This is a genomic window from Micromonospora sp. CA-248089 (genome assembly GCF_050948515.1).
GTDB lineage: Bacteria > Actinomycetota > Actinomycetes > Mycobacteriales > Micromonosporaceae > Micromonospora.
This window is the reverse complement of the sequence record NZ_CP192016.1, coordinates 613,887-638,617: the sequence shown is the minus strand read 5'-3', so window position 1 is coordinate 638,617 and position 24,731 is coordinate 613,887. Positions and strand designations below refer to the sequence as shown.

Below are 24,731 nucleotides of genomic sequence, written 5' to 3'. Positions count from 1 at the left end.
CCCGGGGACACCCTTGCAGACGCCGGCGCCACGACGTCGGATCAGCGTCAGGAGACTGTCAGAGCCCACCATCAAGCCAGCTCTGTCAGACACCCAGGGTTACGACCACCTCAACCATGACAGCGACGTACGCCGATGACACAGGAGTGCTGGCCGGCGTTGTCAGACCACTGTCCTGGTCCCCAGGGCGGCAGCGGCGTCACCGAGGACACCGGCTCCGGGCCTGCCAGTCGGACGGCGGCTCGTCAGACCGTCACGGCCCGCCGGGCGGACGCTGCCAGCCGGGCACGTCGACGCGCGGCGCCCGAGGGGATGCCGATAGGCGGCGGTGAAGCCGGTCGCGGTCTGACACCGCTGCGCCTTATGGCGCTGTGAGATCGTGTCAACGGGCAGGTCAGCGCGGCTTTGTCGAAACGATGACGCACGTCGACGTCGATCGTCAGTGAACGGTGCACGCCGGGCGGCTGACCCCGCCGACGCGGTGTCCGTGCCTACGCAGCCTGCGCTATCAGGAACCCGTGAGACCACGGTGACGCAATGGCGGTTCAGGCGTGCCGGCCGTACCACTCCGGCCCGTCCTCGACGTTTGCCGCTGACATGGGAGATCGCGACATGACATCCTCCGCCACCGGCTGGCCCGACTCGCCTCTGAACGCCGTGGACACCGCCTTCGCCGACCTGACGTGCGACCCCGACCCGCTGTCACTGGACCTCGACACGCTGGCCGGGCAGCTCGGCGATGACACCGGTCTGCCCGGGGGCGTCATCGCGCTGCCAGCGTTGCGGCAGTGGCTGCTCGAACACCCCCGGTGCGGGACGTGGTACGGCGGGAGCTGATCCGCCGCGCCCGCCGCGACGGGCCCGCCTGGGTCATCACCGCGGTCGCCCTGGCGCCGCCCGCGCTGCGCCGCTACGCCGGCCGACTGCACACCGGCTGGGCCGGCGACGCCCACGACCTGGACGCCGAGATCCTCACCGCCTTCCTGACCGCCCTGCGCGACCGGGTCAACCTGGGCCCGCCCGGCGCCGTACACGGCGCTGACGCTGGTGGAGGCCTGACCGCCGGCCATCCCCGCCGGCGGCCCCGGCGCGAGACCGACCTCCTGATCGGACCGGCGACCGCGTACGACGAACCGACACTTCCCACCCGCGACGACCGGCCCACCCCCGGTGCGGGAAGGTCGTCGCGCTCACTGTCGGATCGCCAGTCGGGAACCTCACCGACCTGACAGTGACGCCCATCGGACGACGCTCGGCGGCTGTGGCACTCCCGCGCCGACGCCCACAGCGGTCCGCCCCGAAGCAACGTGAGCGTCAGACCGGGCCGCTGACCACGGCTGTCAGACATCGGTGAGGTCGTGTCGGAGCGCTGTGGGACCGGCAGGTGTTCGCCACGGCTCACAAACGCCGGTTTGAGGGTGCGGAACTCCTCCGACGCCGTCACGGCGCCATGCGGAGGGTTGGTTCCGCTCCGCCGCCGGGCCAGGGACAGATGGCCGACACGGGACCGGGCGCCTCGGGTGCCGCGCCACGTTGATGCGCTGACACCTCATCGATCACCGCTGACCCGAACGGGAGGACGAGCTCCTCCCGAGGTTCACCGCGCTCCCCTGCCCGGCAGGTGTCTCCCGCGAGGCGTTGCCTCGACGGGTCATCAGCGCTGTGTTCGGCTCGGTCCGGGGTTGCTGTCCGTGTTCCAGTCCGCGCTGCCCACCAGGTCGGGGTCCCGCTTCAGGTGGACGGTGACACGGACCGCACCGGCGTCTGCAGCGCAGCACCGGGCCGGTGTGACAGTCCGCCCCGGTGCTCAGAGACACCACCGGTGTCATCTCTGCCCTACCGCGAAACTCGGAAGGAACCCTCGTGCCTGACCACGTCCTGCGCGTGCAGTCCGTCCTCACCACCCGCGACCATCTCCTCCTCGAATGGCTCACCGACCACGGCGTGTTCACCACACCGCAGCTCGCCCACGCCCTGTTCCCGTCCCTGGACTTCGCCCAACACCGACTCGCCCGACTCACCGCCCTCCGGGTGGTCGACCGGTTCCGGCCCTTCCGCCCCGACGGCGGATCGTTCCCCTTCCACTACGTCATCGACCAGCTCGGCGCGGAAGTCGTCGCCGCCCAACGCGACCAACCCCCACCCCGCCCCGGCCACGCCAAAACGAACCGGCGGCGGTGGACCGCCGCCCGCACCCTCAACCACCGACTCGGCGTCAACGCCTTCTTCACCGACCTCGCCGGCCACGCCCGCACCCACCCAGCACACGCCCTCACCCGCTGGTGGCCCGAGTCCCGCTGCGCACAAACCGGCGCGTTCGCCCGACCAGGCGACCCCGTGGCCCTGCACGCCCTGGCCGCCCCGATCCGCCCCGACGGCCACGGCATCTGGACCGCCCACGGCGCACAGCTGCCGTTCTTCCTCGAATACGACACCGGCACCGAACCCCTGACCGAACTGATGCGCAAACTCATCGGCTACACACAACTCGCCGCCGCCGGCGGCCCCCGCTGGCCGGTGCTGTTCTGGCTCCACTCCGCCACCCGCGCCCGCCACCTCCACCAACACCTCACCACCACCCCCCTCACCGTTCCCGTGGCCACCGCCAGCCGCGACCACGCCACCCACACCCGCCACAGCCCCGCCGGACCAATCTGGCAACTCCACGGCCACCCCGGCCCACTCACCCTCGCCGACCTCGCCACCACCACCTCCACCCCGCCCACCACCCACAAACCACCGAGCTGACCAAGCCGGCGGCGACCTCCCCGGCGACTTGACCTTCACCAAGAGGTGAGCGTGGATGGCTCCCGCCAGAGCCGACGCGCGGCGACACCGTGACCACCGCGCATCAGGCGACCGCCCATGAAGGTGCCCCCGACGAAGGGCCTACCGATGCCCAAGCCTCACCGCGAACGACCCGGACGCCTCGCCGCAGCACCCGACGACATCACCGACCCCCTGCTATGGCGCCTCGCCATCGACGTCCTCGCCGCCCACCAACCCGAATACGACGGCAACTGCCGCAACCTGCAGTGCGCCGGGCAAACCGGCATCTGCACCGCGGCATCCAACGCCCGCCGAGCGCTCACACTCGCCCGAACAGCCACACGTCCCGCCAACCCCGCACCCCTCCCGGTACGCCACGAAGCGGCACCAAGACCACCAACGCCACGCAGCAGGGACTTCATCGGCTGGTTCACGACACCCAAGCCAGCCCCGGCTACCGAACTGCCTGATCCTGGACCCCGGCGAAGACCGATCACATCACTGCGACACGCCGCGTAACACCGACACCCCACCGGCCATCCCCCTGACGACCAACGTGTCAACGCCGCCTCACACGGTGCTCTGGCACACATTCTGTTATTGATCTTGTTGATGGCTCGGCGCCGATCGATCATGTTGGCCACCACGCCGGCCACGGGTCTGGTCTCAACATTGACTGGACCTGTCTGGTCGGTTCTTTGTCCGTGTGGTTGTTGACCAGTGAGCGTGAGGCGACAGCATGTAGTGGTGCTTGAGGATCCGATTAGATGGCGCAGGCTTGTTGCCGAGTACGGTGCGCTTCGCCAGCCGGGCTCCGGGCTGACTCGACAAGCGCGTGGCCAGCGGTTTAACGGGATGATCGCCGAGCTCCTGACGAGCTTTGGCCTGCGAGCGAAGTCGGACCAGCGGGGCGTCGGCGAGTTGGACGTCGTCTTCAACCACGCGGGCCGGCGCTACATCCTGGAGGCCAAGTGGGAGCAGGCCAAGACGGGGACGGGGCCGATCGCGAAGCTCCAACGACGCGTCGAGCAACGCATGGCAGGGGTGACCGGGGTCTTCCTGGCGATTAAGGGTTTCACCGACGAGGCCATAGACGAAGTCGACAAGGGTCGGCGTCTGGATGTGTTGTTGCTCGACCAGTCCCATTGGGAGGCGATGCTCAGCGGTTTCGTGCCGCCACAGGAACTTTTCGAGTTGGTCACTGACGCCGCGTCCTTCCAAGGCCGCGCCTACACACCACTCAACGAACTCCTGAAGCATCGACCCGAGACGCCCAGAGTGACGCGCGAGCCGGTAGCGAATGACACGGACGGGATGCAGCTGCAAGTCTTCACCGTCGGCGCCGTCGATCATGCCGATGCGCGGAGGGCGGGAGTCGCCGTCGACCCGGGCGGCAGACCTTTGCTGACCCTCGAACAGGGCATTCTCGCGGTGGACCTGCCAGCTCAACGTTCCAAATGGGTTGCACCTGTCTTCGGCTGCAACAACGGTTCGTTGGCCATGGCGGATGAGGTGCTTCTCATGGCCCGGGGACACGGCGTTGGCCGGTGGGCGACGGGCCAGCTGACCGTGGTTTCCAGTGGCGCAGCGAACCTCGACGACAGCCACCTGCTGATGAATCCCGACGGATCAGCCTGGTGTCTTGATCGAGGATCGGCAGGGGCAGCTTCGGCTCGCCTCATCAGGCTGGGCACGCAAGTCGGCGATGAAAAATGGTACGAGCTGCCCCTTGCGGTCACGGCGGCAGCCTGGCTGACCACTACCAGACTGGTGGTGTCGGACGGAGCCGACCTCCTCCTACTGTCATCGCAGCTCACCGTGGAACGACGCCTGCTGGCACCAGCAGGACGTGTGCGCGCACTGACCGCCCTGAACGAACGGCAGGTCGTCACGCTATCGGATGATCTGACGCTGATGCGGCTCGATCTCGACACGCAAGAACACAGACCGCTGGGCCGGCTCAGCAGCATGGCCGGGCTCCACGGCGCGCTCGTCGGTCGCAGCGACGATTCCCTCTATGTCATCGGGCGCCTCCTCGCCAAGGAGGGTCACTTCGCAGTCGCGGAGGTGGAAATCGGTCGCCGGCCTGCCGACGGCGAGGTTTCTCACCGACCGGAGCCGGAGGTCGGTGGCAGTGGTCCCTGGGTCTCCCCAGTGGAGCCCACTCCACCTGCCCGAGGCAGGGTCAGGGTAGCTGCGAAACCGGTCGCGGGACCACCAGCCGTTCGAGTCCCCATCGAACTGCCACCGTCGGCGCATGCTGCCGTGCGCGTCAATCACGGGATGTCGGCCGACGAGCGCCTCACCGAGCAGCGCCACGGCTACGCGGACGGCGTGACCGCGGCTGTGGCTATTCCCCTGTACGTCTTGGAGGGCCTCCTCGCCACCAATTTCGAAATCGCGAGCTGGTTGAGGCCGTGGCGAGATCACTGGGATCGCATCGTTTCTGGGCACGCTGCTGACGGGGAGACAGTGCCGGACTGGTTACCTTCGATCGCCCAGTTTCTCGGGGTCTACGCCGCGCCCACTCGCGTGGCCCATGCACAACTCACGCCCTCACTGCCCTATGTCGTCGGCTTCGCCGACGGGTTGAGGGCCGCTTGGCAGGATGCTGTCCGCGGCAGGCTCGTTCCTCCGGATCGAGAGACGCTCAGCCAATGGGTTCGTACCCCACTGTCGCGGCCCGGCCTACCGCTAGGTCTACACACCATCACCGACCTGCGAACCATCGCGGGGCGGGTCCGCAGGGTGAGGACCTGGAAGTGGATCGGGCGCAGTCTTTTGTGGCTGGTGACACTCGTGGTGGGGGTATGCGAGATCGGCGCGATCGGGATCACTGTGACCGGGCAGTGGGAGCCGAACACCGTGACGAATGCGGTGATCGGCAACGCCTGCTTCGGAGTCCCCTTCATCGGCCTCCTCTGGCTCGCCATCTGGGACCTGCGACGGCTGAGCAACGACGGCCAACCTCCGCGTCGGAGCCCGACGCCCCCTCAAGCCCCTCCGGAACATCGACGCACGCCCAGAGCTGAAGCGGCGAGCACCCCGAAGGAGCCGCTGGTCGAGCCGCCTCGCGAGCACGGCGACTGGGTGCTATCCCGCCCGGACCGAGGCAACCCGCCCGCGGAATACGCCGCCTTCGCCGCAAGCAGCGGCATGTACTGGACGATCGTCGGCGTCAACACCCTGTTGGTCATCGTGCTGGCGATCATCATTCCCACAGCACACATCCCGCTCATCCCCAAGGCCCTGCTGGGCCTGTTCGACGCCTTCCTTGTCTTTGCCACCATAGGATGTGCCAACATGGCCAGGAACCCCACTCGGCTGGAGATCGGCAGGGCGGGAATTCAGGTCTACAGTCGCAGCGGGACCTACTGGTTCCCCTGGCAGGCACTGGAAAGCGTCGAGATCATGCGCCTCGCAGCAGGCACTCGCCACCTCGTGGGGTGGTGCAGCAACCCTGAGCTGTTCCCGGAGTCCACCAGCAGCGGCGAAGGACCGCGCTTCCTGCCGAACCTGAACGCGGTCGCCATCTGCCCCCTCAACACCCTCCATACCCGCCGCCACCTCGTCGCCCGCGCTCTCCACACATACGGCGGCAACCGCTATCGCGATCCCAGCAAGCGGCGGTGACAGGCGTCGGGGAGGGCGACTCGTCGCCCAGCAGCGCCGGCCGCTGGGCTTCGAGCCTTCCGCCTGCTGAGCTGCTAGGCGATGGTGCTGTAGTAGTCGTGGAGGTCCGTCTGCCCGGCGTCGGCGCGAGCCGCAGGGCCCACGGGGCCGGCACCGGCGACGCCCTTGTTCAGCTCGTTGCCGCACTCCACCTCACGCCACTGTGACATGCTGAATGGTTCGCGCCAGGTTTCCAGGTCGTAGGACGGACCGGTCTTGTAGCCGCCGACGGAGTCCTTGAGCAGCGCCAGGTGCTGGTGGCACTCGAGCTGGTCGTAGATGAGGTCGGCGCGCGTGCCGTACAGTCCGCGCACGCATGCCTGAGTGGCGTGCCACATGCTGTTGGTGACGTGCCGGGGGTTGCCGTGCCACCGGGCGTCACGCTTAGGGAAGATCTTGATCTTGAAGTGATCGCCCGCCCAGGGCTCCACCTGGATCTCCTCGACGTAGTCACTTGGCCCGCAGTAGATCGGTGCGGCGTGTGCGGTGGCCGTGAACGGGCCGGCAAGCGTCACGCCAGCAGCCACGGCGAGCGAGGCGGCGAGGGACGCCGCACGCCGGCGGCGGCGCGGTTTCGGGTCTGCGGGGCGTGACGCCGCCGAGTTTGGCACTGCCTGGCTCATTACTTCTCCTTCTTCATTCAGTGATCGCTGCGGTCGCTTTTCGGACACTGTTGCGTCAGCTTAGGCCGCAGGCTGCTTTGATCAGGGAAGTTCGCTGGTTGCTCCGCTGACGCAATGGGACGGGTTCACCTCAGCCATGCAACTCGACAATCGCAGTTTGTCATTCGCGGTTGTCATCGTCATGCCGTTTCCACGATCCCGGGTCGAGTGCCAGTCCGCAAGCTCGACGCCCGGCTCCGTACAGCGTCCGTACGGGCTGCCGTACAGCGCCGTAAGGGCTGTACGGCGTAGCGTGCCGCATGCCACCGCTCGCGCTGCAGTGACGTGAGGAGTGCTCTCTTTGGACTCGATGGCCCAGCCGCCCCGGACCCCTGACCCCCGACTGATCCACACGAAGCCCGGTTTCTGCCACGCAATGACCCAGCTTCGCAGGCTTACGCCATTGTCTTATCGGCAGATCGCCGGAAAAATACCTGTCTCAATTGACGGGTCCGTGACGCAGTCGCACACGACGATCGCGGACTGGCTGCGGGGAAAGTCGTTGCCGAGTGTCGGCAGCGAGACGCAGTTCGAACACCTGCTGCGTGTCGTCGGCATCACCGACGACACCGAAATCAAGGAATGGGTGGCAGCGCTCGCCCGCGCACGACGCGAGCCGGCTGACCAACGGGCGCCGTTCCGTGGGCTATCAAGCTACCGGCCAGAGGACGCCGACTGGTACTTCGGCCGGGACGCGCTGACCAGCTTGCTCGTGGCGCGGCTCGTCGCGCTGGACGCAGCCGGCGGCGGCATGGAGTTGGTGGTCGGTGCGTCCGGCGCTGGCAAGACTTCCCTGCTCTACGCGGGACTGATCCCGGCGCTGCGCGCCGAGCAGCTGGGCTGGGTGCCGGACCGGATCGTGTCAATGACCCCCGGCACCGACCCGCTTAACGATCTCGCGGGCTGCCTGCGCCAAGGCGGCGCCGGAGGCGATGGCGACCACAACATCGTCGGTGAGAAGGCCTTGGATGGCGGAGCCGACGGGCGCACCGTTCTTGTCGTCGACCAGCTGGAGCAGCTGTTCACCGCATGCACCGACGAGCAACAGCAGCGAGCCTTCATTGCCGAGCTCAGTCGCCTCGCTACGCGTGGAGTGTTGGTCGTGATCGGCCTACGCGCAGACTTCTACGACCGAGCCCTGCGCCATCGGCCCCTGTTGGACGTGATCGACCGCGGCCAGTTCACGGTCGGTGCGATGACCGAGGCCGAACTTCGGGAAGCTATCGTCGCTCCGGCCGCGAAGGCGAACGCCGATATCGAATCTGGCCTGGTAGAGCTGTTGCTACGTGAGGTCGCTCCACGGCACTCCGACCGGGCTGAATTCGCGCACGACCCGGGCGCGTTGCCCCTGCTGTCGCACGCCCTGTACACGATGTGGCGGCACAGCACGGATCGGCGACTGACCGTCGAGGGGTACTGGCAGGTCGGCGGGATCGACGGCGCGGTGGCCGTCACCGCTAACCAGGTGTATCAGGAACTAGACCCGTTGCAGCGCGACCTGGCCCGCTGCCTGTTCCTGGACCTGGTTCACATCAGCGCCGACGCCGCTGACACTCGCCGCCGGGTCGCCCTAAGCGAGCTCATCGGCGACGGTGACGACGCGATTGCACAGCGGCAAGTGCTGGACCGGTTCGTCGCCCAACGGATTATCACCGTCGACACGGGCACCGTTGAGATCAGTCACGAAGCGGTGCTGACCGCCTGGCCGCAGTTGCGGCAATGGCTGGACAGGGACCGTGCCGGGCACGTCGTTGGCCAGCAGTTGGCCGACGCGGCAGCGACCTGGCGCGCCGAGCCAGACCCGTCGCTTCTCTACCAGGGCAGCCGACTCGCCGCAGCACAGGAGTGGATCACCGACAGGCGCCACCGCGTGCCGCCCAGCACCGAGGCATTCGTCGAGGCCAGTATCCAGCTCAGCAGGCGCCGCACGCGACGCCTTCAGCGCACAGTCACCTTGCTGGGGGTCATGCTGGCGATGGTGGCGGGGCTGGGTTCGGTCGCCGTCTACCAGCGCGGTCAGGCCCTCACGGCTCGCCAGGCGGCCGACCTGCAGCGCGACCAGGCGCAGTCCCGCGCGATCGCCGTACAGGCCAACGATCTGCGCACCAAGGACCCCACTGTGGCCCGGCAACTCGCCTTGGCCGCCTACCGCACGTCGCCGACCGTCGAGGCCCGCTCGGCACTGCTGGACGCCTCGGCGCTCCGCGCGCCGGTACGGCTGCGGGGCGGTGACGGCATCGGAATCATGTACGTGGCCGCGATCGATCCGACCGGCCAGGTCTTGGCCGCCGGCACCGAAACCGGGGTAAGGCTCTGGGCGGTCTCTGGTGAGCGTCCCGTCCACCTCGCCACCCTGCCGACCGGACCCGATGCCAAGGTCTACCATGTCGCGTTCACCCCCGACGGCGGGATGCTGGCTGCGGCTAGCGCCGATGCCACCGTCAGGCTCTGGAACACCACCAACCCGGCCGCACCTACGCCGGTCGAACCAGCGTTGACCGGTCTCGGCGGCAAGGTTTACTCCCTCGCCGTCAACTCCGACGGCAGCCTGTTGGCGGCCGCCACGTCCACTGGACACGTCCACCTGTGGACCCGTGACCACACCGGCCGCCTTAACCCGGCCGGCTCACCGATCCCGGTTTCGGCCGAGGCGGTGAAGTCCGTGGCGTTCCGTGGCCAGGGCACCCTTGTGGCCGCCGCCGCCGACGGCCAGGTCAGCCTGTGGAACGTCACCCAACCGACACGGCCCACCCGCTCCGGCACACTATCCGGGCCGGCCAAGGAGATCGGCCAGATCGCGGTCAGCCCGAACGGGCGCATGATCGCCGCCGGCAGCGCCGACACGAACGCCTACCTGTGGACCCTCACCGACCCGGCCGCGCCGCCGCCGGCTGCGACTGTGCTTCGCGGCGCCAGCAGCTGGATCAACTCGGTCGCGTTCAGTCCGGACAGCACCCGGCTCGCCGTCGCCAGTTCCGACGCCGAGCTCGGCGTCCGAGTCTTCGACGTGGTCACCAGAAAGGTGATGGCGACCCTGCCTCATCCCGCCCCGGTCACCGCCGTAAGGTTCAGCCCCGACGGCGCGACCATCGTCACCAGCGCCAACGACGGCTACGCGCGGCTGTGGCCGGTCGCTGCCCCCACCCTCGAGTTGCCCGGGCTAGTCAGCGCCACCCAGTTCAGCCCCGACGGGCGAATCCTCGCAGTCGGCAGCAACGACACCCGCCTATACGACGTCACCGTCCCGAACCACCCGACGCCGTATAGCCCCGGGTTGCCCAACCGCGACGGCTTCAACTCCGCCCTGGCATTCAGTCCCGACAGCCGCACCCTCGCCGCCGCGCACGGCAGATCCGGCACCGTCCAGCTCTGGAACGTCACCAACGCCAGAAATCCTCGACCGCTCGGCGAAGCGCTGGCCGGGCATGCCCACCAGATCGAAGCGATTGCTTTCAGCCCCGACGGGCGGGTCCTGGCTACCGGCAGCCGCGACATGTCCGTGAGGCTCTGGGACACCACCGACCCGCGCGCCACCACGCCCTTGGCGACCCTCACCGGCTTCACCGGATCTGTTTTCTCCGTCGCCTTCAGCTCGGATGGGCGGCACCTCGCCGCCGCCAGCTCCGACAAGACCATCCGCATCTGGGACCTCATCGACCCCCGCCGCCCGGCAGCCGCAGGAGCCCCACTCACTGCCGCAAACCACTACATCTACTCCGTGGCCTTCAGCCCTGACGGTCGCACCCTCGCCTCCAGCAGCGCCGACCGCACCGTCCGGCTCTGGGACGTCAGCACGATCGACCGCCCCACACCAATCGGGTCGCCGCTGCGCGGCCCAAACGACTACGTGTACTCGGTGGCCTTCTCCGAAGACGGCACAACCCTCGCCGCCGCCGTTACCGACGCCACCGTCTGGCTGTGGAACGTGCACAGCCGCGAACATCCGACCCGCACCGCCACCCTCACCCTGCCCGCTGACGCCGTCTACAGCGTCGACCACCACCCCGACCAACACACCCTGGTCGCCGGCGGCGCCGACGCACGAGGCTGGCTCTGGATGACCGACCCCGAACGTGCCGCCGCCCACACCTGTGCCACCACCGGCGACGCGATCACCGAAGACGAGTGGGTCACTCACATCCCGGACCGCCCCTACCAGCCGCCATGCCAGTGATCGCCGTCCATAAAAAGCACGTTGGGTACGCCCAAGGTGTACGGAAGCCGTACGGCGTCGTCAGTAAGCCTTCTCAATGAGCGCCATGACCGGCTCTGCTCGAGGGGCGGCAGCCCGCCGCCTTTCGCCCAAGGAGCGCAGCGATGACCGTCAAACCGAATCCACCCGCATCCACCGTCCACCCTGCCTTGCCGTGGCGCGTCGCCGCCACCGCCAGCATCGCCGCCGCCCTCGCCGTCGGCGGTATGCTCACGGCCGCACCCGCAGCCGCGGCCCCCGCCGATACCACCCAGGCCGCCATGGCTGCCTGCTGGTACGCCACCTACGCGCCCAACAAGGAGGGCAGCGTCGTGCGCGGCTGGGGCGAGAAGTGGGACTGCGGCGGCTCCACCCGCTGGACCATCACGCTGCAGCGCCTCCGCGGCCCTGGCTGGTGGCAGAACGAGGGCGTCAACACCCACACCGGCGACAACTGGGTCTCCGTCGCCGGCGGCTGCGTGACCGGCACCTACCGCACCATCCTGCAGTCCAACGCGGGCCACCAAATGGTCAGCTCCCACGGCTACATCACCTGCTGACCCGGCTCGCAGAACAGCGGCGACCGCATCGCATTCGAGTCAGCCAGCGGCCGGCTTCCTTCTCGATGACGGTAGGTGTCGCGGCGGCAGCCCGACACCTACCGTCATGCCGACCAAGGAGAGCGGGCCACACAGAACGGCCGACGCAGTGCGCCCATCGACCCGAGATCGGCGGGCGGCCACCGTCGCTGCCCCCCTCAGCGGCGGACAACACCGCCACACGATCGCCCAGATCATGGCCGAGCTGGGCCTCGTCACCAGAGAGAAACGACGCCGGCGTGGGCTGGCCCCGCAGGGCGAGCCGCCAGCCGCCCGGACCTGGTCAAGCGGAGGTTCACCGCGCCCGCGTCGGACGTCACCTGGTGGGGCGACATGACCGAGATCGCCACGCAGGAGTGCAAGCTCTACCTCGCCACCGTCATCGACCTGCACTCCCGGCGGATCCTCGGCTACGCCAAGGGCGACCGACACGATGCCGGCAAGGTCGTCGCCGCGTTGAACATGGCCGCCGTCACCCGCGGCGGCGCTGGTTGTAGAAGTCGGTGATCCAGGTGGCGATCTTCGGTCGGGCTTCTGCGCGGGTGCGGAAGTGGCGGCGGTGGACGTATTCGACCTTGATGGTGGAGAAGGTGGCCTCGGCGACGGCGTTGTCGAAGCACGACCCGACCCGCCCCATCGACTGGCGCACCTTGCATCGGGCGCAGGCCCGGGCGAAGTCCGCTGAGGTGTACTCGCTGCCTCTGTCGCTGTGGAAGATCACCCCGTCGACGCTGCCGCCGCGGGTGACGGCGGCCATGTTCAGCGCGGCGACGACCAGCCCGGCGTCGTGGTGGGCGCCCATCGCGTAGCCGAGATTCCGACGCGAGTACAGGTCGATGACGGTGGCCAGATAGAGCTTGCCCTCGTCGGTGCGGACCTCGGTCATGTCGCCGCACCAGGCGACATCCGGCGCCGGCGCGGTGAACACCCGCTTGATGAGGTCCGGTGCGGCCCGACGCTTACCTTGGCGGGTCAGCCCGCGCCGGCGGCGCTTGACCCTAGCGGCCAAGCCCAGCTCGGCCATCAGCTGCGCGATCGTGTTGTCGGAGACCTGCCAGCCGGACTCGCGCAACTCGATGCCGATACGCGGGATGCCGTAGGTGCACCCCGAGTCGTCGAAGACCTTCCTGACCGCGGCTGCCAGCCGGGCACGCCGATCCTGGCGGGGCGTGGGTGGCCGGTCGCGCCAGCGGTGAGCTGGCGTTCTACCGCTGCTGGTCAACCCAACCCGTTCCCCTGCACCAGCTGGTGGCCGTCGCCGGCCGACGGTGGAGCATCGAGGAATCCTTCCAGGCCACCAAAACCGGCCTCGGCCTGGACCAGCACCAACACCGCCGCTGGCGGGCCTGGCACCGCTGGACCACCCTCGTCATCGCCGCACACGCATTCCTCGCCGCCGCCGCAGCGGCCAGCACCACCAGCCCGGACGGCCTGATCCCGATCACCGTCAACGAAGTCCGACGGCTGTTCCACGCGCTGGTCATCGAACCCGCCCGACGGGTCGGCGACATCATCGCCTGGTCCATCTTCCGACGCCGCCCAAGCCCAAGCCAAGATCAGCCACTACGCCCGACAAGCCCTCACCGAGCCCTGAAACGGATCTCCTGCTGGAGTACTAGGCCTCGGTGCGGCTCAGCCCGGGGTTCAGCTAGGCCTCCGAGACACTGGCGGCCCCCAGCGCGACACTCTTCCGTCCGCGATTCCGCGACGCATTAGAGGCACGGCGTAGCCGTGAGCAGCTCGCGCCGGAGGATTGATCAGCGTTCTAGCGCGCGGTATACGTATTGCTGCAGAAAGAGTGCAAAGTGGTTGAATTCCGGCTTATGCCTTGAGATCAGCTCAGGCATCGGCTCGACACCATGCCACTGTGGCGAGCCGTCTACGATTGAGTCTGGCGGCCGTCGCGTAATCCGGTTATCGATATACTCCAGCTTGGCCCCATCGGGAAACTCCGCACTCCATTCGAACACGGCGTAGTCAAGTCCAAGCTCTTGAAGGAATGTCTGATCTAGTCGCCAGACCTCGCCACAGTTCCTCAAGATTCCCCACTGCACGGGATCTTTGTAGACTCGTTCGAAGGCGAACATAACATCCCTGTATGTATTCAGCGAGACGAGGGTCCCATGGAGGATTCGATCCCGCCCCCCCACCAGAGGCCACCAGCTCTAACGATGGCAAATATCCCTCCAATTTGTCCGGCCACCCGAACGCAAAAGCCGACACAAGATCGCAGGGGCTAAAGACCTTTGCACCGGCATGGGTTGGGGATTTCATGTCAGCCAGCTCCTGCAGCCACGCACTAACAATGGTCGACCATGGGGCATTTGTTGAAAGCGCAAACTGCACCCTTACCGTGAAGCGATTCCATCTCTGGGGATGATCAGACTTAGCCGATCCATTGAATGCAACGTCCGAGATGCCGCCAATAGACGCGCTCGCAATTAGCTCATCCGAGGGGAACAAGACGGGTTCTTCGAACACTCCACCTCGCCTAACCCCAGAGACCTCCCACCTAGTGTCTTGGATTATGCCGGCTAGCTTGTCGGGCCCAACGTGTTCTAGCCTGAGTCCAGTCAGCTCACTGCACAGGTAATGGAGGGCGGCGTACTCGATGTCATACCCTTCCGGAGCCCCTGACATATCGAATGTACGGTCCTTGGCTACTCCCATCAGCCGGGCAACTGCGTCACCTTCTCGCGGGACCCGCCCGAGGACGAGATAGATGCCTGGGTCGTATACTGGATGCCGGATGTCGAACCCGATCAGGTTCTTTACGCCCACCTTGTCCATTCGAGCTTTGATCCCGTGCCAAGCGCCTTCTAGATCGCCATCGTTCGGTTGTATCAAGAGCTGTATTGGTGTCGCATCAACTAGGGATGCCTCGTCAAGCGGCCGAACCTCCCTGGCACCGACGGGGGTAACTCCGTCCCTTTCCAGCACCAACTGGTAGCCCCGCAAGTTTGCGGACCATTCCCGAGCAGCCTGGCTGAATGGCGCAAGCAACTCGCGCCATTCGGTAGAAACAATCAGAACTCGGACATCCGCGCTACCAATGCCCTTCTCTCGCTGCAAAAGCTCAACATACTTGGCCAGTTCATGCAGTGCTTGCCGTGCTGCTGCGTTGCTCCTCTTTAGCTCGATGACAACCAGGCACCCGGTTTCATCGCGAGCGAGAATATCGATTCTTCCCGCACTACCTGCCTTGTTAGGTAGCTTATATTCCTTGGCAAGCAGGACTAATCCCGGCTCGATAAGGTCGAGTCGCATCGCAAGCTCGTCCCGAATGGCGTTCTCACTCATAGGATGACAGTATCGAATATATTTCGCTTGCGACAGCCCGAGTCTCCATGTGACTGCGGTTGATCTTGGCGGGCAGGGTGGATCGGCCGGCGCGTGGGCTCGCGCCGGCGGGGAGCCGATTGGTTCAGGCTGCCGCGCGGATCACCGGTGCCGGTCGAGTGAATGTCTTGCGGTCGCGGATGAGTGCCCAGAGGACGTCGACGCGTCGCCGGGCGAGGGCGAGTATGGCTTGGCGGTGGTTCTTTCCTTCGGCGCGTTTCTTCTCGTAGTAGGGCGCGGGAGGTGGGGCATTCTCGGGCGGCGGTGAAAGCGGCCATCCACAGGATGTGTCGCGGTCTTCGGTGGTAGCGGCGGGGCTGACGGTGATTGCCGGAAACCGTTCCGGAGTCGCGGGAGACAGGTGCAAGGCCGGCGTGGGCGGCGAGTTTCGCGGGGCTGTCGTATTCGGTCATGCCGGCGGTGTGGACGAGCAATTCGGCGGTCAGTAGTGGGCCCACGCCGGGCAGGCTCCCGATGATCGGCGCGAGGGGGTGCTGGTCGAGCTGTTCGGCGATGAGGTCGTCGACGGCGGCGATGCGTTGGTCGATGGCGAGGATCTCGGTGGCCATCTGCCCCACCACCACGGCCGCGGCACGTTGGCCGGGGAGCGTGACGGTCTGCTGGCGGGCGGCGGCCACCATCGCCTCGGCGACCTGGACGGCGTTTTTCACGTGACCGCGTCGGAGTAGGGCGGTGATCCGGTCGACGCCGGCGTGCCGGATTGCGGCCGGGGTCTGCCAACAGGCGAGGACCATCATCGGGGCCTTCCGGTTCAGGTCCACAGCGCGTTCCAGGGCGGGGCTGATGCCGGTGAGGAGTTCCTGCAGCCGGAACAGGGTGGCGACGCGCTGGCCGACGAGGTCGGCGCGGTAGCCGGTGAGCATGCTGAGTTCGGCCAGGAGCCGGTCGGAGGGTTCCAGGATCGGAATGTCGGGGCGCAGGCGGATGGTCTGGGCGATGACGACCGCGTCGCGGGCGTCGGTCTTGTTCTCCCCGGCGAACGCGGCGGCCATGTGGAACGCGACGGTGCCGGAGACGTAACGAACCTGCACCTGCCGCCGCCACAGCAGGGTCAGCAGCAGCGCCGACAGGCCGGTCGTGACGTCGACCGCCCAGCAGACCTCACGGCCGTGCGTTGACACCTCGGCCATCACTGTCAGGAGCGCGGTCTCGTCGTTGGCTACTCGGCGGGAGTAGACGAGCCGGCCGTCACCGTCGACAGCGGCGACGTGGTGGTGGGTCTTGCCGATGTCCACGCCGATCCACAGCTTCGCCACCGTCGTGCTCTCCTTCGTCGGTCGGCTTTTTCTCGAATGCGCCTCGTCTGGGGTTCGGGTTTGCCGGCATCTTCTAACGATGCGAACGCAGGTCGCGGATCTCCATCAGCGGTCTACCGAATCTCACAGACGACGAAGCGGCGGGTGGCATCTCCTACCGTGAGCCAAGCGATCTCGACGAAACACACGCAGCCATACCCACCGCTCTCGGGCATCTCCGGGTCTACGGCCGCCAGGGCCGCGCCCGTTCAACCCGGCCCGCCCGCGGAGCGAGAAGTGGGTGGCACCTCGAGGCTCAGCCACGATCACGGCGGAACACACTTCAGCCATCCCCACCCTCGGACCCGCGGGCGCGGCAACCCTGAGCCTGCCGCCGTCGCCGGCCGGCACCCCGGACACGATGTGCGGGACCTGCGAGCATCAGCGCTCCACCGAGCGCGGGGCAGGCGTTGGGCATCGTGGCCCACGACGGCTGGTCGCCGGCCGCCGCTCCGCGACCGGCCCGATTGCCACGCCAACCGTCGCCGCAGCGGCTTGAATGGTGGTGTGCAGGTCAGCAAGGACGGGCGGGGCTGGTGCGTCGGCACTGCCGCCGACGTGGGCTGGATCGCCGGGCACACCACTGCCGGCGTCTCGATCACCACCGCCATCCCGCCGGTCTTCGACGCCTACGCCACCACGTACCAGACCGACGACGTCACCGCCACCGCCTACGAGCACGCCCTGATCGAGGACCTCACCACGCATACCCCCGACCAGCCGTGGTGGCTCGCCTACCTCGACACCGGCGCCCACGACGTCGTCTTCCCCCACGCCCCGAGGGTGTTCCTCTACTGGAACTGGCCGTACGTGCTGGTCCAGGCCGGCCCCGAACAGGCCCTCACCTGGCGGACCGGTGGTCATATCCGCCACCCGGACGGCGCGCTGCCGGACATGTTCTTCCCCGCCGACCGGTCATGGCTGGTCTCCGCTCTCTGGGACGACACCTGGACCTGCGTCGGCGGCCCGGCACCACTGATCCACACCCTGGAACATGACCCGGTGGCCAGTGCCCGCCAGGTCCGACCTGGCGAGGACGCGCTGCCACCGGGGCTGACCCGCGAGTGACGACCCACGCCCCGGGCAGCGGGCAGCCTCCGATCATGGCTAACGCCCCCACGTCTCGGCGGGACGGCAGTCGCTGGTCGGTTTGCCGTAGATCCGCTTCCCGTCCGGGTCCGCGTAGCAGTGCTCGAGTTGGTCTTCGGCCTGGAACAGCGGACGCCTGTCGATCTCCGTCCCGCGGGCGTCGTAGCTAACCAGTTCAGGGTCGTTGCCGGCCTTGAGTCGGGCGTCGTTGGTCATCAGGCCGAACGCGCCTTCGGACAGTCGTGCTGTGGTGGTGTGGCCGTCGCCGTGGTCGAGCACGAGCCGGTGGACGCGGCTGCTGACCCGGCCGCTGACGCTGACGTCCCCGCCGTCGTGCTCGGTGGAGGTCAGCAGCAGCCGCTGCACCGGCCCGGGCAGCAGGTCACCGTGCGGCCACGGCTCAGTGGCGCCCCCGCCGGACTCGCGGGGAGTCCCCGCCCCGTCCACGTCGCAGGTGGCGTAGCCGACGTCGTTCATGAACAACACCAGCGCACGGTCACCTCGCTCCGTGGCCACCGCGAGGTCGGCCAGGGCCACCGGAACGGTTCGCTCCCCTGGTGCCTGGCGGGTCTGTCGTTGCGGGGAGTTCCACTGCAGGCACCGCTGCGCCGCGTCCCGCAGCGTCGGCGACAGCTCACCGGCCCCCATGGCCAGCACCTGTACGGTCGATCGCTCCGATCGGTCCCACCCCGCCACCGCGGCCCCGGATGCCGCGGCCAGCAGCGCCATCCCGGCCACGGCGATCCGCAGTCGCGGCGTACGCGCCGGACGCGGCCTCACGAAGCCGAGGATCCGGGCCCGCATCGCGTGTGCCGCATCCGGCGGCAGGTCCCGCTCCGCGGGCAGGTCGAGAATGTCGTTCACTGTTCCCCCTCCTGGATCTCCTGCGGCATAAGACGGGCCAGGCGGCTGCGCGCACGACTCACCCTCGACCGCACCGCCACCTCGCTGATGCCCAACACGGCTGCCGCGTCCGGGTACGACACGCCGGACCACAGGCACAACGCCACCGCCTCCCGCTCGGCAGGCGGCAATCCGCGGACCACCGAGAGGACCTCGGTCATCCGCCTTTCGTCGTCGAGCCGAGCGGAAACCTCGTCTGCGAGGTCACCATCGACGTACCGCTCACCCGGTAGACGCCGTAGCAGCGCCAGCCACCGGCGCGCGGACCGCCACTCCGAGCGGACCGCGTTGGTGGCGACGACCAACAGCCACGGCAGCGCCGATCCGTCCACGAGTCGGGCGTCGTGCCGGCGGCGCCACGCGACGAGGAACGTCGCCTGAGTGACGTCCTCAGCCGTCGACCACGACCCGGTCAGCCGGAACGCGTGGTTGTAGACCGGGCGGGAGTATCGGTCAAAGAGCCGACCGAACGCCGCCTCGTCACCGGCGGCGATCGAGGACCACAGGTCCTCGTCCGGCGGCCATACTTGATGCCTCACACCACACTATGGCCGCCCACGCCGACCTTGTTGCAGGCCGACGGTCGACGTCTGAGGCCGTGGCGCCGGCGCGAGAACCGCAGCGCGTGAAGGCGATGGCGGCCAGCTCACCGGGCGGCGAACCATGCCGTCAGGTGTCGAGGCCTGCGAGGTTGAGGCGTTCGAGCAGGCTGGGCTTGCGGGCGTGCACCGCCCGTAGCTCGGCCAGCCGGTGCTGGAACGACGAACTGTCCCCGTCGCGTTCGCTGAGTTCGCGCAGGTCGACGAGGAGTTGAACGGCGGTGTCGTACTCGCGGGGTTTCTTCGTGGCGATGAGTTCGTCGACTCGCTGCCAGGCGGTGGGTTGGTCGACTGCGAGGGTGTCGAGGTGCCGTTGCCGGGCGGCTGCGGCGGACCGTTCCCGGCGAACCCGCTCGCGTTCACGCTGCTCGGCATCCCGTCGTTCCCGCACGGCGCGCAGCTCCGCGGCGGTGGCGAGCAGTTGCCCGCTGGTGCGGGTGGATGTCGGGGCGGACGCGTCGGCGGGATGCTCGTCGCGGTAGCGGCGGCGCAGTCGGCTGCGGAGGTGGCTGTCGCCGCCGGTGATCAGCTCGGCCAGGATGGCGTCCTTGTCCTGGGCGGGCAGCCCGGCGACCCAGGTGCGTAGCTGCGCGGCGGTCGGTTCACCGGAGGCGGCCTGCGGCGATCCGGCCGCTGCGGCCGCGATCAGGTCGGGGTCGATGCGCAGGAACTCGGCGACGGCGGTGAGGGGCGCGTCGAGGGTGTCCAGCCCGGCGGGGACGGGCGGTTCGGGCTCGTCGTCGGCGATGTCCTCGGACTGTACGCAGCGCAGCCAGGCGAGGTAGAGCAGGCGCAGGTCGCCGGCGGCGAGGCTGGCCCGGACCGGGATGATCGAGGTGAGCAGGCCGTGGCCGTCGAGGTCCCACTCGTCCGCGCCGTCCTCGTCCTCATCGTGGAGGTCGATGATGACATGCTTGCCGGCAGTCCACGCGGATGCGCTGTCGCCCTGGCAGTACTGGGCCACCATGGCGAGGTCGAGCACGTGTTTCGGTAGCCGGAGCATGAGCTGGCGGGTTCCCCAGTTCGCCAGGTACAGGTGCGCGTCGAAGTACCGTTCCATCAGCGTGCGCGGGTCGCCCTTGAAGTCGCCCCACTCGTAGGTGTTGACGAAGCTGGTGGCAGTGATGTCGGCCCGTGTCGACAGCGACCGCAGCTCGGCCCGCTCCCGGCCGCTGAGCGGCCGGTCGACGGCGCTGAACTCGTAGTACTGGTACTCGCTCACCGTGGCCTACCTCCCGGCCCAGTGCCGGTAGGCACCGATCCACGCGGCACCGTCCGGCATAGGGGTGGGTAGCGGAAGGTCGAGAAGACCGACACGTTGCCGGTGGCGGCCTCGGGCGCAGACCGCGACGATGCCGTCCGCCGCCAGCTCGACCTTCCGCAGGGTGACCTCGACCTTCCGCACGGTGACCTCGACGCCGAGAACGGTGGTGGTGAACGGTATCGCCAGATGCTCCTCGATCATGGCGAACAGGCCGGCACGCTGGTCCTCGTGACCGTCCGTGTCGACGGTGGCTTCCTCGATCATCGCCTCCAACGCGGCGGTCCCCTTCGATGCCATCGGCGGAGGATAGCGGACCGGTGCCGGGGTGTTCGGCGCCCGATGCGCGAGGATGGCCGGCATGGGTTCGGTGGCCGAGTTCGTCGATCTTCGGCGGGAGGTGGAGCGGTTACGGGCGGAGAACGTCCGGCTGGGGCGTCTGCTGGAGTTGCGGGGTCAGGACACGTCTGCGGCGCCGGAGCAGTTGTCCGCTCCGGTTGAGCCGCCGGGGCTGGTCACCATGGCTTCGCCGACTCGGGACAAGTTGGCGTTGTTCGCTGCCCGGTTCCGGGCCCGGGCCGACGTGTACGCCGTGCGGTGGGACAACGCCCGTACCGGCGCTGCCGGGTGGATGCCCGCGGTCGCGGGCGGTTGGCGTAAGGGTATGGATCGGCGGGGTGCCACCTACCTGCCCCGCACGACGGAGGTCGTCGCGGCACATCTGGTCGGCGACGTGTTCATGGGCCTGTATCCGCTGATGCCCGGCAACACCTGCCACTTCGTCGTGGCCGACTTCGACGGGCCGACGGCGGTGCTCGACGCCCTCGCATACGTGAAGGCGGCACGGGCCAGCGCGGTGCCCGCCGCGTTGGAGATCTCCCAGTCGGGCCGCGGCGCCCACGTGTGGGTCTTCTTCACCGGCGCTGTTCCCGCGGCCACCGCGCGGTCCCTCGGCACCGTCCTTCTCCGTGAGGCGATGGTGCTGCGCGGGTCGATGGACCTCCGCTCGTACGACCGGCTGTTCCCCAACCAGGACGTGCTGCCCGAGGGTGGCTTCGGCAACCTCATCGCCGCGCCGCTTCAGGGTCGCCGCCGCAAGGACGGACTGACCACCTTCCTCGACCTCGGCACCCTTGAGCCGCACGCCGACCAGTGGGCGTTCCTGTCAACGCTGGATCGGCTCAGCCCCGGCGAAGCCGAACACGTCGCCCGGCAGGCCAAGCACACCCTCACCGGCGCGGACGTCGCTACGATGAGCCGGTCCACCGCGACCCAGGTCCACCCTCCGCTGCCCCCGGTGGTCCACGCGGAGGCCGGTGCCGGGCTGAGCATCGACGCCAGGCAGCTCACGCCCGCCGCGCTGGCGACGTTCAAGCACGCCGCCGCCATGGCCAACCCGAAATTCTACGAGTTGCAGCGACTCCGCAAGTCCACCTGGGACACCCCGCGCCTCATCCAGGGCTACGACCTGACCCTCGATGACCGCCTGGTCCTCCCGCGGGGCCTGCGGCACACCATCGCCGCCATCGTCGAGCGCGCCGGGTCACGGCTGGCCGTCACGGACGTACGAAACGCCGGGACCGAGATCGACACCGCGTTCACCGCCGAACTCACTGGCCAGCAGGCCGACGCGGTCGGCGCGCTTCTCGCCCACGACGACGGGATCCTGGTCGCCCCACCGGGCTCCGGCAAGACCGTCATGGCTTGCGCGGTGATCGCCGAACGCAACACCTCCACCCTTGTCCTCGTCGACCGCAAAGCCCTCGCCGAACAGTGGCGCACCCGCATCCAACAGTTCCTCGACATCAAGCCTGGCCAACTCGGTGGCGGCCGACGCAAGCTCACCGGCACGGTGGACATCGCGCTGCTGCCCTCCCTCGCCCGGCGCGACGACGTCGCCACCCTGACCCAGGGGTACGGGCACGTCATCGTCGACGAATGCCACCACCTCGGCGCCGCAGCCTACGAGCACTCGGTCAAACGGATCGCCGCGCAGTTCTGGCTCGGCCTCACCGCCACACCTACCCGACGCGACGGCCTCGGCCAACTCGTCACCTGGCAACTCGGACCCGTCCGCCACACCCTGACCGACGAGAAACAAGGCACCCTCGCGGCCGCGATGCACACCGACGCCGGACCCCGTCGAGCGCTGTTCATCCACGAGACCACTTTCCAACCCGGCGACGTCGACCTGGACGCGCCCGGCGCGCTCGCCGAGGTGCACCGAAGGCTGGCCCTCGACGAGCCCCGCAACACCCAGATCGCCGACGATGTCGCCGCGGCCCTGACCCGCGGTCGCAACTGTCTCGTGCTGACCCGCCGGGTCGCCCAGGTCGAGGCACTCACCGCCCTACTCGCCGCACGCGGACATCAGGCGCTTGTGCTCCAAGGCGCGATGAGCACCCGCGAACGGCGGGCCATCGTTGACCGGCTCGACGGCGCCAAGGCCGGCGACGGCCTCCTTGTCATCGGCACCACACCGTTCATCGGTGAAGGCTTCGACGCCCCCGCCCTCGACACCCTCTTCCTCGCCGGCCCGATCTCCTACGACGGCCTACTCGTCCAATGCGCCGGCCGCGTCATCCGCGCCGCGCCCGGCAAGGACCTCGCCGAGGTCCACGACTACCACGACCCGGCCACACCAATCCTCGCCGCCTCACTCCCACGCCGCATGCCCGGATACCGGGCCCTCGGCTTCACCAGAACATGAGCGCATCAATCGCGATCATCATGACTGGTCCGCCGGCTACAGAGCTACGACGTAAGCCAAGCGCGCTGGGCCTAGCCTGGTAGGCTAACGGGCCATGGGCCGGTTCTCCGAGGATGAGCTGCAGGCGGTTGTCTCCCGGTACGAGGCGACGCGGGCCGCCGCGCTGACCGAGCGGGACGAGCAGCTGCGGGCGTTCCACGCGGCCGGATGGCGGCCGGTGGACCTGCAGCGGGTCACCGGATACAGCCGGGAGACGATCCGCCAGGCGCTACGACCGGAAGTCCGGCGGGCGATCAACATCAACCGGCGCAGGACATCACCCCAGCCGCCAGCGGACTACCGACCCTACGGCGACCGGAAACCCTACGTCGTGGCCGAAACCCTCGCCGCACTGCGCGGCCCGACCGGCGGCACGGTGACGCTTCCGCGTCACCTCGACTGGTCAGGGCAAGCCGAGTACGACCTGAGCCGGACCGCGCGCCTGGCCACCATGTACAAGGTGGTCCTCACCGAAGCCAGTACCGTCGAGGACCTGAACACCTGGCTCGACGCCGACCTCCTCCGGCAGCTCTGGCCCACCCTCTGGCTGCCGCCCCAGCTTCGCCAGCGCTGGGAGGACGCCTTCCCCGAACTCGCCGCGACCCGCAGCAACGCGGCATAGCGGTGGACCCGTTCCACGAACGCCTCGCCCGTACCGGGCTCGCGGCTGCCAATCGATACGGCTTCGCGCTGGCCGGCGGTTACGCGGTGCAGGCGGCCGGGCTGCTGGAGCGGCCCAGTGAGGACGTCGACCTGTTCACCGCTTGGGACCGCCGCGACGAGTTCACCGCTGCGGTCACCGCCGTCGTGCACGCCTACCGGAACGACGGCCTCACCGTCGAGACCGAGCGGCAGTACGACACGTTCGCCCGGCTGGCCGTCACCGACGGCACCCGGGTTTCCAAGGTCGAACTCGGCGTGGCCTGGCGCGCCAACGAACCAATCCTCATGGCGATCGGACCCGTCCTCCACCCTGACGACGCGGTAGCGAACAAGATGAGCGCCCTCTACGGGCGAGCGTTCGCCCGGGACTTCATCGACATCGACGCCACCCTGCGGTCAGGCCGCTACACCCGCGAAGCCCTCCTCACCCTCGCGCAGCGCGCCGACCGCGGCTTCGACCCGCGCATCTTCGCCGACGCCCTCGGACAAGCCGCCCAGCTCGACTCCGACGACTTCACCCAGTACGGCATCACCGGCCCAGCGCTGGACGATCTCCGTAGCCGATTCGCGGAGTGGCGCCGCGACCTGCTCGACGGCGAGGAAGGGTGACTCGGTCCCGACTCCCGGCAGCGTAAGCCTGCACACGCAGGGCCCAGAACGTCCAGCTGATCTTCGGCAAGCGATCGCAGCGAGCCCGCGAAGCGACCGGCACGCCACGAGGGACAGCAGGGAGAAAGCAGGTCGTCGGCCTGTGGACACCGGCAGACCGTCGTCTTAGGAAACCGATGCTCTATCCCCTGAGCTACGAGGGCGCGAGGGCCCAGTCTAGCGACCTTGGGGTTCACCTGGGGTGGCAGGGAGTGGCACATGATTCACCCACCTTCCCCAGAGCGCCGTTGTCCCAGCACAGAACCACAG

General features: G+C 68.4%; 18 protein-coding genes and 2 pseudogenes. 12 read left to right on the top strand and 8 right to left on the bottom strand.

What is annotated here, in order from left to right:
• Positions 1-612 precede the first annotated feature (612 nt).
• The 4 genes from ACQP26_RS03195 to ACQP26_RS03180 all read left to right on the top strand — a co-directional run bounded on the left by ACQP26_RS03195 (position 613) and on the right by ACQP26_RS03180 (position 6,402).
• Positions 613-837 (top strand): hypothetical protein, encoded by a 225-nt coding sequence (locus ACQP26_RS03195; protein WP_433494894.1) that lies wholly within the window; start codon positions 613-615, stop codon positions 835-837.
• The gene (locus ACQP26_RS03190) at positions 789-1,229 is read left to right on the top strand and encodes a hypothetical protein (RefSeq protein WP_433494893.1); all 441 of its coding nucleotides are present in this window, start codon (positions 789-791) and stop codon (positions 1,227-1,229) included. Before ACQP26_RS03195 ends, ACQP26_RS03190 begins: the two co-directional genes overlap by 49 nt.
• Before the next feature lie 634 nt (positions 1,230-1,863).
• Positions 1,864-2,748 carry a replication-relaxation family protein gene (locus ACQP26_RS03185; protein ID WP_433494892.1) on the top strand — a complete coding sequence of 295 codons (885 nt, stop codon included), beginning with the start codon at positions 1,864-1,866 and terminating at the stop codon, positions 2,746-2,748.
• A gap of 876 nt (positions 2,749-3,624) precedes the next feature.
• A complete protein-coding gene (locus tag ACQP26_RS03180; RefSeq protein WP_433494891.1) occupies positions 3,625-6,402 on the top strand; it encodes a restriction endonuclease in 2,778 nt (925 codons plus the stop codon).
• Between the two features lie 74 nt (positions 6,403-6,476).
• On the opposite strand, the gene ACQP26_RS03175 is transcribed toward ACQP26_RS03180, so the two are convergent.
• The gene (locus ACQP26_RS03175; protein ID WP_433494890.1) at positions 6,477-7,064 is read right to left on the bottom strand and encodes a hypothetical protein; all 588 of its coding nucleotides are present in this window, start codon (positions 7,062-7,064) and stop codon (positions 6,477-6,479) included.
• A 493-nt stretch (positions 7,065-7,557) separates the two neighbouring features.
• On the opposite strand from ACQP26_RS03175, the gene ACQP26_RS03170 reads away from it, so the two are divergent.
• From ACQP26_RS03170 to ACQP26_RS03160, 3 genes are all read left to right on the top strand, one after another.
• Entirely contained in the window at positions 7,558-11,277 is a 3,720-nt protein-coding gene (locus ACQP26_RS03170) for an NACHT and WD repeat domain-containing protein (protein WP_433494889.1), read from the top strand.
• A gap of 143 nt (positions 11,278-11,420) precedes the next feature.
• The gene (locus tag ACQP26_RS03165) at positions 11,421-11,855 is read left to right on the top strand and encodes a hypothetical protein (protein WP_433494888.1); all 435 of its coding nucleotides are present in this window, start codon (positions 11,421-11,423) and stop codon (positions 11,853-11,855) included.
• 372 nt (positions 11,856-12,227) lie between these two features.
• The gene (locus ACQP26_RS03160; RefSeq protein WP_433494887.1) at positions 12,228-12,401 is read left to right on the top strand and encodes a DDE-type integrase/transposase/recombinase; all 174 of its coding nucleotides are present in this window, start codon (positions 12,228-12,230) and stop codon (positions 12,399-12,401) included.
• Here the strand turns inward: ACQP26_RS03160 and ACQP26_RS03155 are convergent.
• On the bottom strand, positions 12,367-13,116 hold the full coding sequence (locus ACQP26_RS03155) for an IS3 family transposase (RefSeq protein ID WP_433494886.1): 750 nt from the start codon (positions 13,114-13,116) through the stop codon (positions 12,367-12,369). The genes ACQP26_RS03160 and ACQP26_RS03155 overlap by 35 nt on opposite strands.
• Here ACQP26_RS03155 and ACQP26_RS03150 point away from each other — a divergent pair.
• A pseudogene (locus tag ACQP26_RS03150) lies at positions 13,077-13,488 on the top strand (transposase); the annotation flags it as partial. The gene ACQP26_RS03155 and the pseudogene ACQP26_RS03150 overlap by 40 nt on opposite strands.
• 383 nt (positions 13,489-13,871) lie before the next feature.
• On the opposite strand, the gene ACQP26_RS03145 reads toward ACQP26_RS03150, so the two are convergent.
• A complete protein-coding gene (locus ACQP26_RS03145) occupies positions 13,872-15,194 on the bottom strand; it encodes an endonuclease NucS domain-containing protein (RefSeq protein WP_433494885.1) in 1,323 nt (440 codons plus the stop codon).
• Between the two features lie 124 nt (positions 15,195-15,318).
• Positions 15,319-16,510, bottom strand: a pseudogene (locus tag ACQP26_RS03140) (IS110 family transposase).
• Positions 16,511-17,056: 546 nt separating this feature from the next.
• On the opposite strand from ACQP26_RS03140, the gene ACQP26_RS03135 reads away from it, so the two are divergent.
• Entirely contained in the window at positions 17,057-17,617 is a 561-nt protein-coding gene (locus tag ACQP26_RS03135) for a hypothetical protein (RefSeq protein WP_433494884.1), read from the top strand.
• Between the two features lie 39 nt (positions 17,618-17,656).
• On the opposite strand, the gene ACQP26_RS03130 is transcribed toward ACQP26_RS03135, so the two are convergent.
• From ACQP26_RS03130 to ACQP26_RS03115, 4 genes are all read right to left on the bottom strand, one after another.
• Positions 17,657-18,502 (bottom strand): hypothetical protein, encoded by an 846-nt coding sequence (locus ACQP26_RS03130; RefSeq protein WP_433494883.1) that lies wholly within the window; start codon positions 18,500-18,502, stop codon positions 17,657-17,659.
• Positions 18,499-19,080 carry an RNA polymerase sigma factor gene (locus ACQP26_RS03125; protein WP_433494882.1) on the bottom strand — a complete coding sequence of 194 codons (582 nt, stop codon included), beginning with the start codon at positions 19,078-19,080 and terminating at the stop codon, positions 18,499-18,501. The genes ACQP26_RS03130 and ACQP26_RS03125 overlap by 4 nt, the downstream gene beginning before the upstream one ends.
• Positions 19,081-19,210: 130 nt before the next feature.
• Complete coding sequence (locus tag ACQP26_RS03120; RefSeq protein ID WP_433494881.1) at positions 19,211-20,362, bottom strand: hypothetical protein; 1,152 nt, start codon at positions 20,360-20,362, stop codon at positions 19,211-19,213.
• Between the two features lie 6 nt (positions 20,363-20,368).
• Complete coding sequence (locus ACQP26_RS03115) at positions 20,369-20,701, bottom strand: hypothetical protein (RefSeq protein ID WP_433494880.1); 333 nt, start codon at positions 20,699-20,701, stop codon at positions 20,369-20,371.
• Between the two features lie 61 nt (positions 20,702-20,762).
• Here ACQP26_RS03115 and ACQP26_RS03110 point away from each other — a divergent pair, with 61 nt between their 5' ends.
• The 3 genes from ACQP26_RS03110 (at position 20,763) to ACQP26_RS03100 (ending at position 24,422) form a co-directional block, all read left to right on the top strand.
• Positions 20,763-23,111, top strand: coding sequence for a TOTE conflict system archaeo-eukaryotic primase domain-containing protein (locus ACQP26_RS03110; protein WP_433494879.1), 2,349 nt, complete (start codon positions 20,763-20,765; stop codon positions 23,109-23,111).
• A gap of 94 nt (positions 23,112-23,205) precedes the next feature.
• Positions 23,206-23,772 (top strand): hypothetical protein, encoded by a 567-nt coding sequence (locus tag ACQP26_RS03105; protein ID WP_433494878.1) that lies wholly within the window; start codon positions 23,206-23,208, stop codon positions 23,770-23,772.
• A gap of 2 nt (positions 23,773-23,774) precedes the next feature.
• Positions 23,775-24,422, top strand: a complete 648-nt coding sequence (locus ACQP26_RS03100) for a nucleotidyl transferase AbiEii/AbiGii toxin family protein (protein ID WP_433494877.1) — start codon at positions 23,775-23,777, stop codon at positions 24,420-24,422.
• Positions 24,423-24,731 lie beyond the last annotated feature (309 nt).

What these genes read in the sequence shown, in the direction of transcription:
- ACQP26_RS03180 (WP_433494891.1), top strand. Translation starts at nt 3,625, where the DNA reads ATGATCGCCGAGCTCCTGACGAGCTTTGGCCTGCGAGCGAAGTCGGAC.
- ACQP26_RS03175 (WP_433494890.1), bottom strand. Translation starts at nt 7,064, where the DNA reads ATGAGCCAGGCAGTGCCAAACTCGGCGGCGTCACGCCCCGCAGACCCG.
- ACQP26_RS03105 (WP_433494878.1), top strand. Translation starts at nt 23,206, where the DNA reads ATGGGCCGGTTCTCCGAGGATGAGCTGCAGGCGGTTGTCTCCCGGTAC.
- ACQP26_RS03145 (WP_433494885.1), bottom strand. Translation starts at nt 15,194, where the DNA reads ATGAGTGAGAACGCCATTCGGGACGAGCTTGCGATGCGACTCGACCTT.
- ACQP26_RS03115 (WP_433494880.1), bottom strand. Translation starts at nt 20,701, where the DNA reads ATGGCATCGAAGGGGACCGCCGCGTTGGAGGCGATGATCGAGGAAGCC.
- ACQP26_RS03195 (WP_433494894.1), top strand. Translation starts at nt 613, where the DNA reads ATGACATCCTCCGCCACCGGCTGGCCCGACTCGCCTCTGAACGCCGTG.
- ACQP26_RS03165 (WP_433494888.1), top strand. Translation starts at nt 11,421, where the DNA reads ATGACCGTCAAACCGAATCCACCCGCATCCACCGTCCACCCTGCCTTG.
- ACQP26_RS03160 (WP_433494887.1), top strand. Translation starts at nt 12,228, where the DNA reads ATGACCGAGATCGCCACGCAGGAGTGCAAGCTCTACCTCGCCACCGTC.
- ACQP26_RS03110 (WP_433494879.1), top strand. Translation starts at nt 20,763, where the DNA reads ATGGGTTCGGTGGCCGAGTTCGTCGATCTTCGGCGGGAGGTGGAGCGG.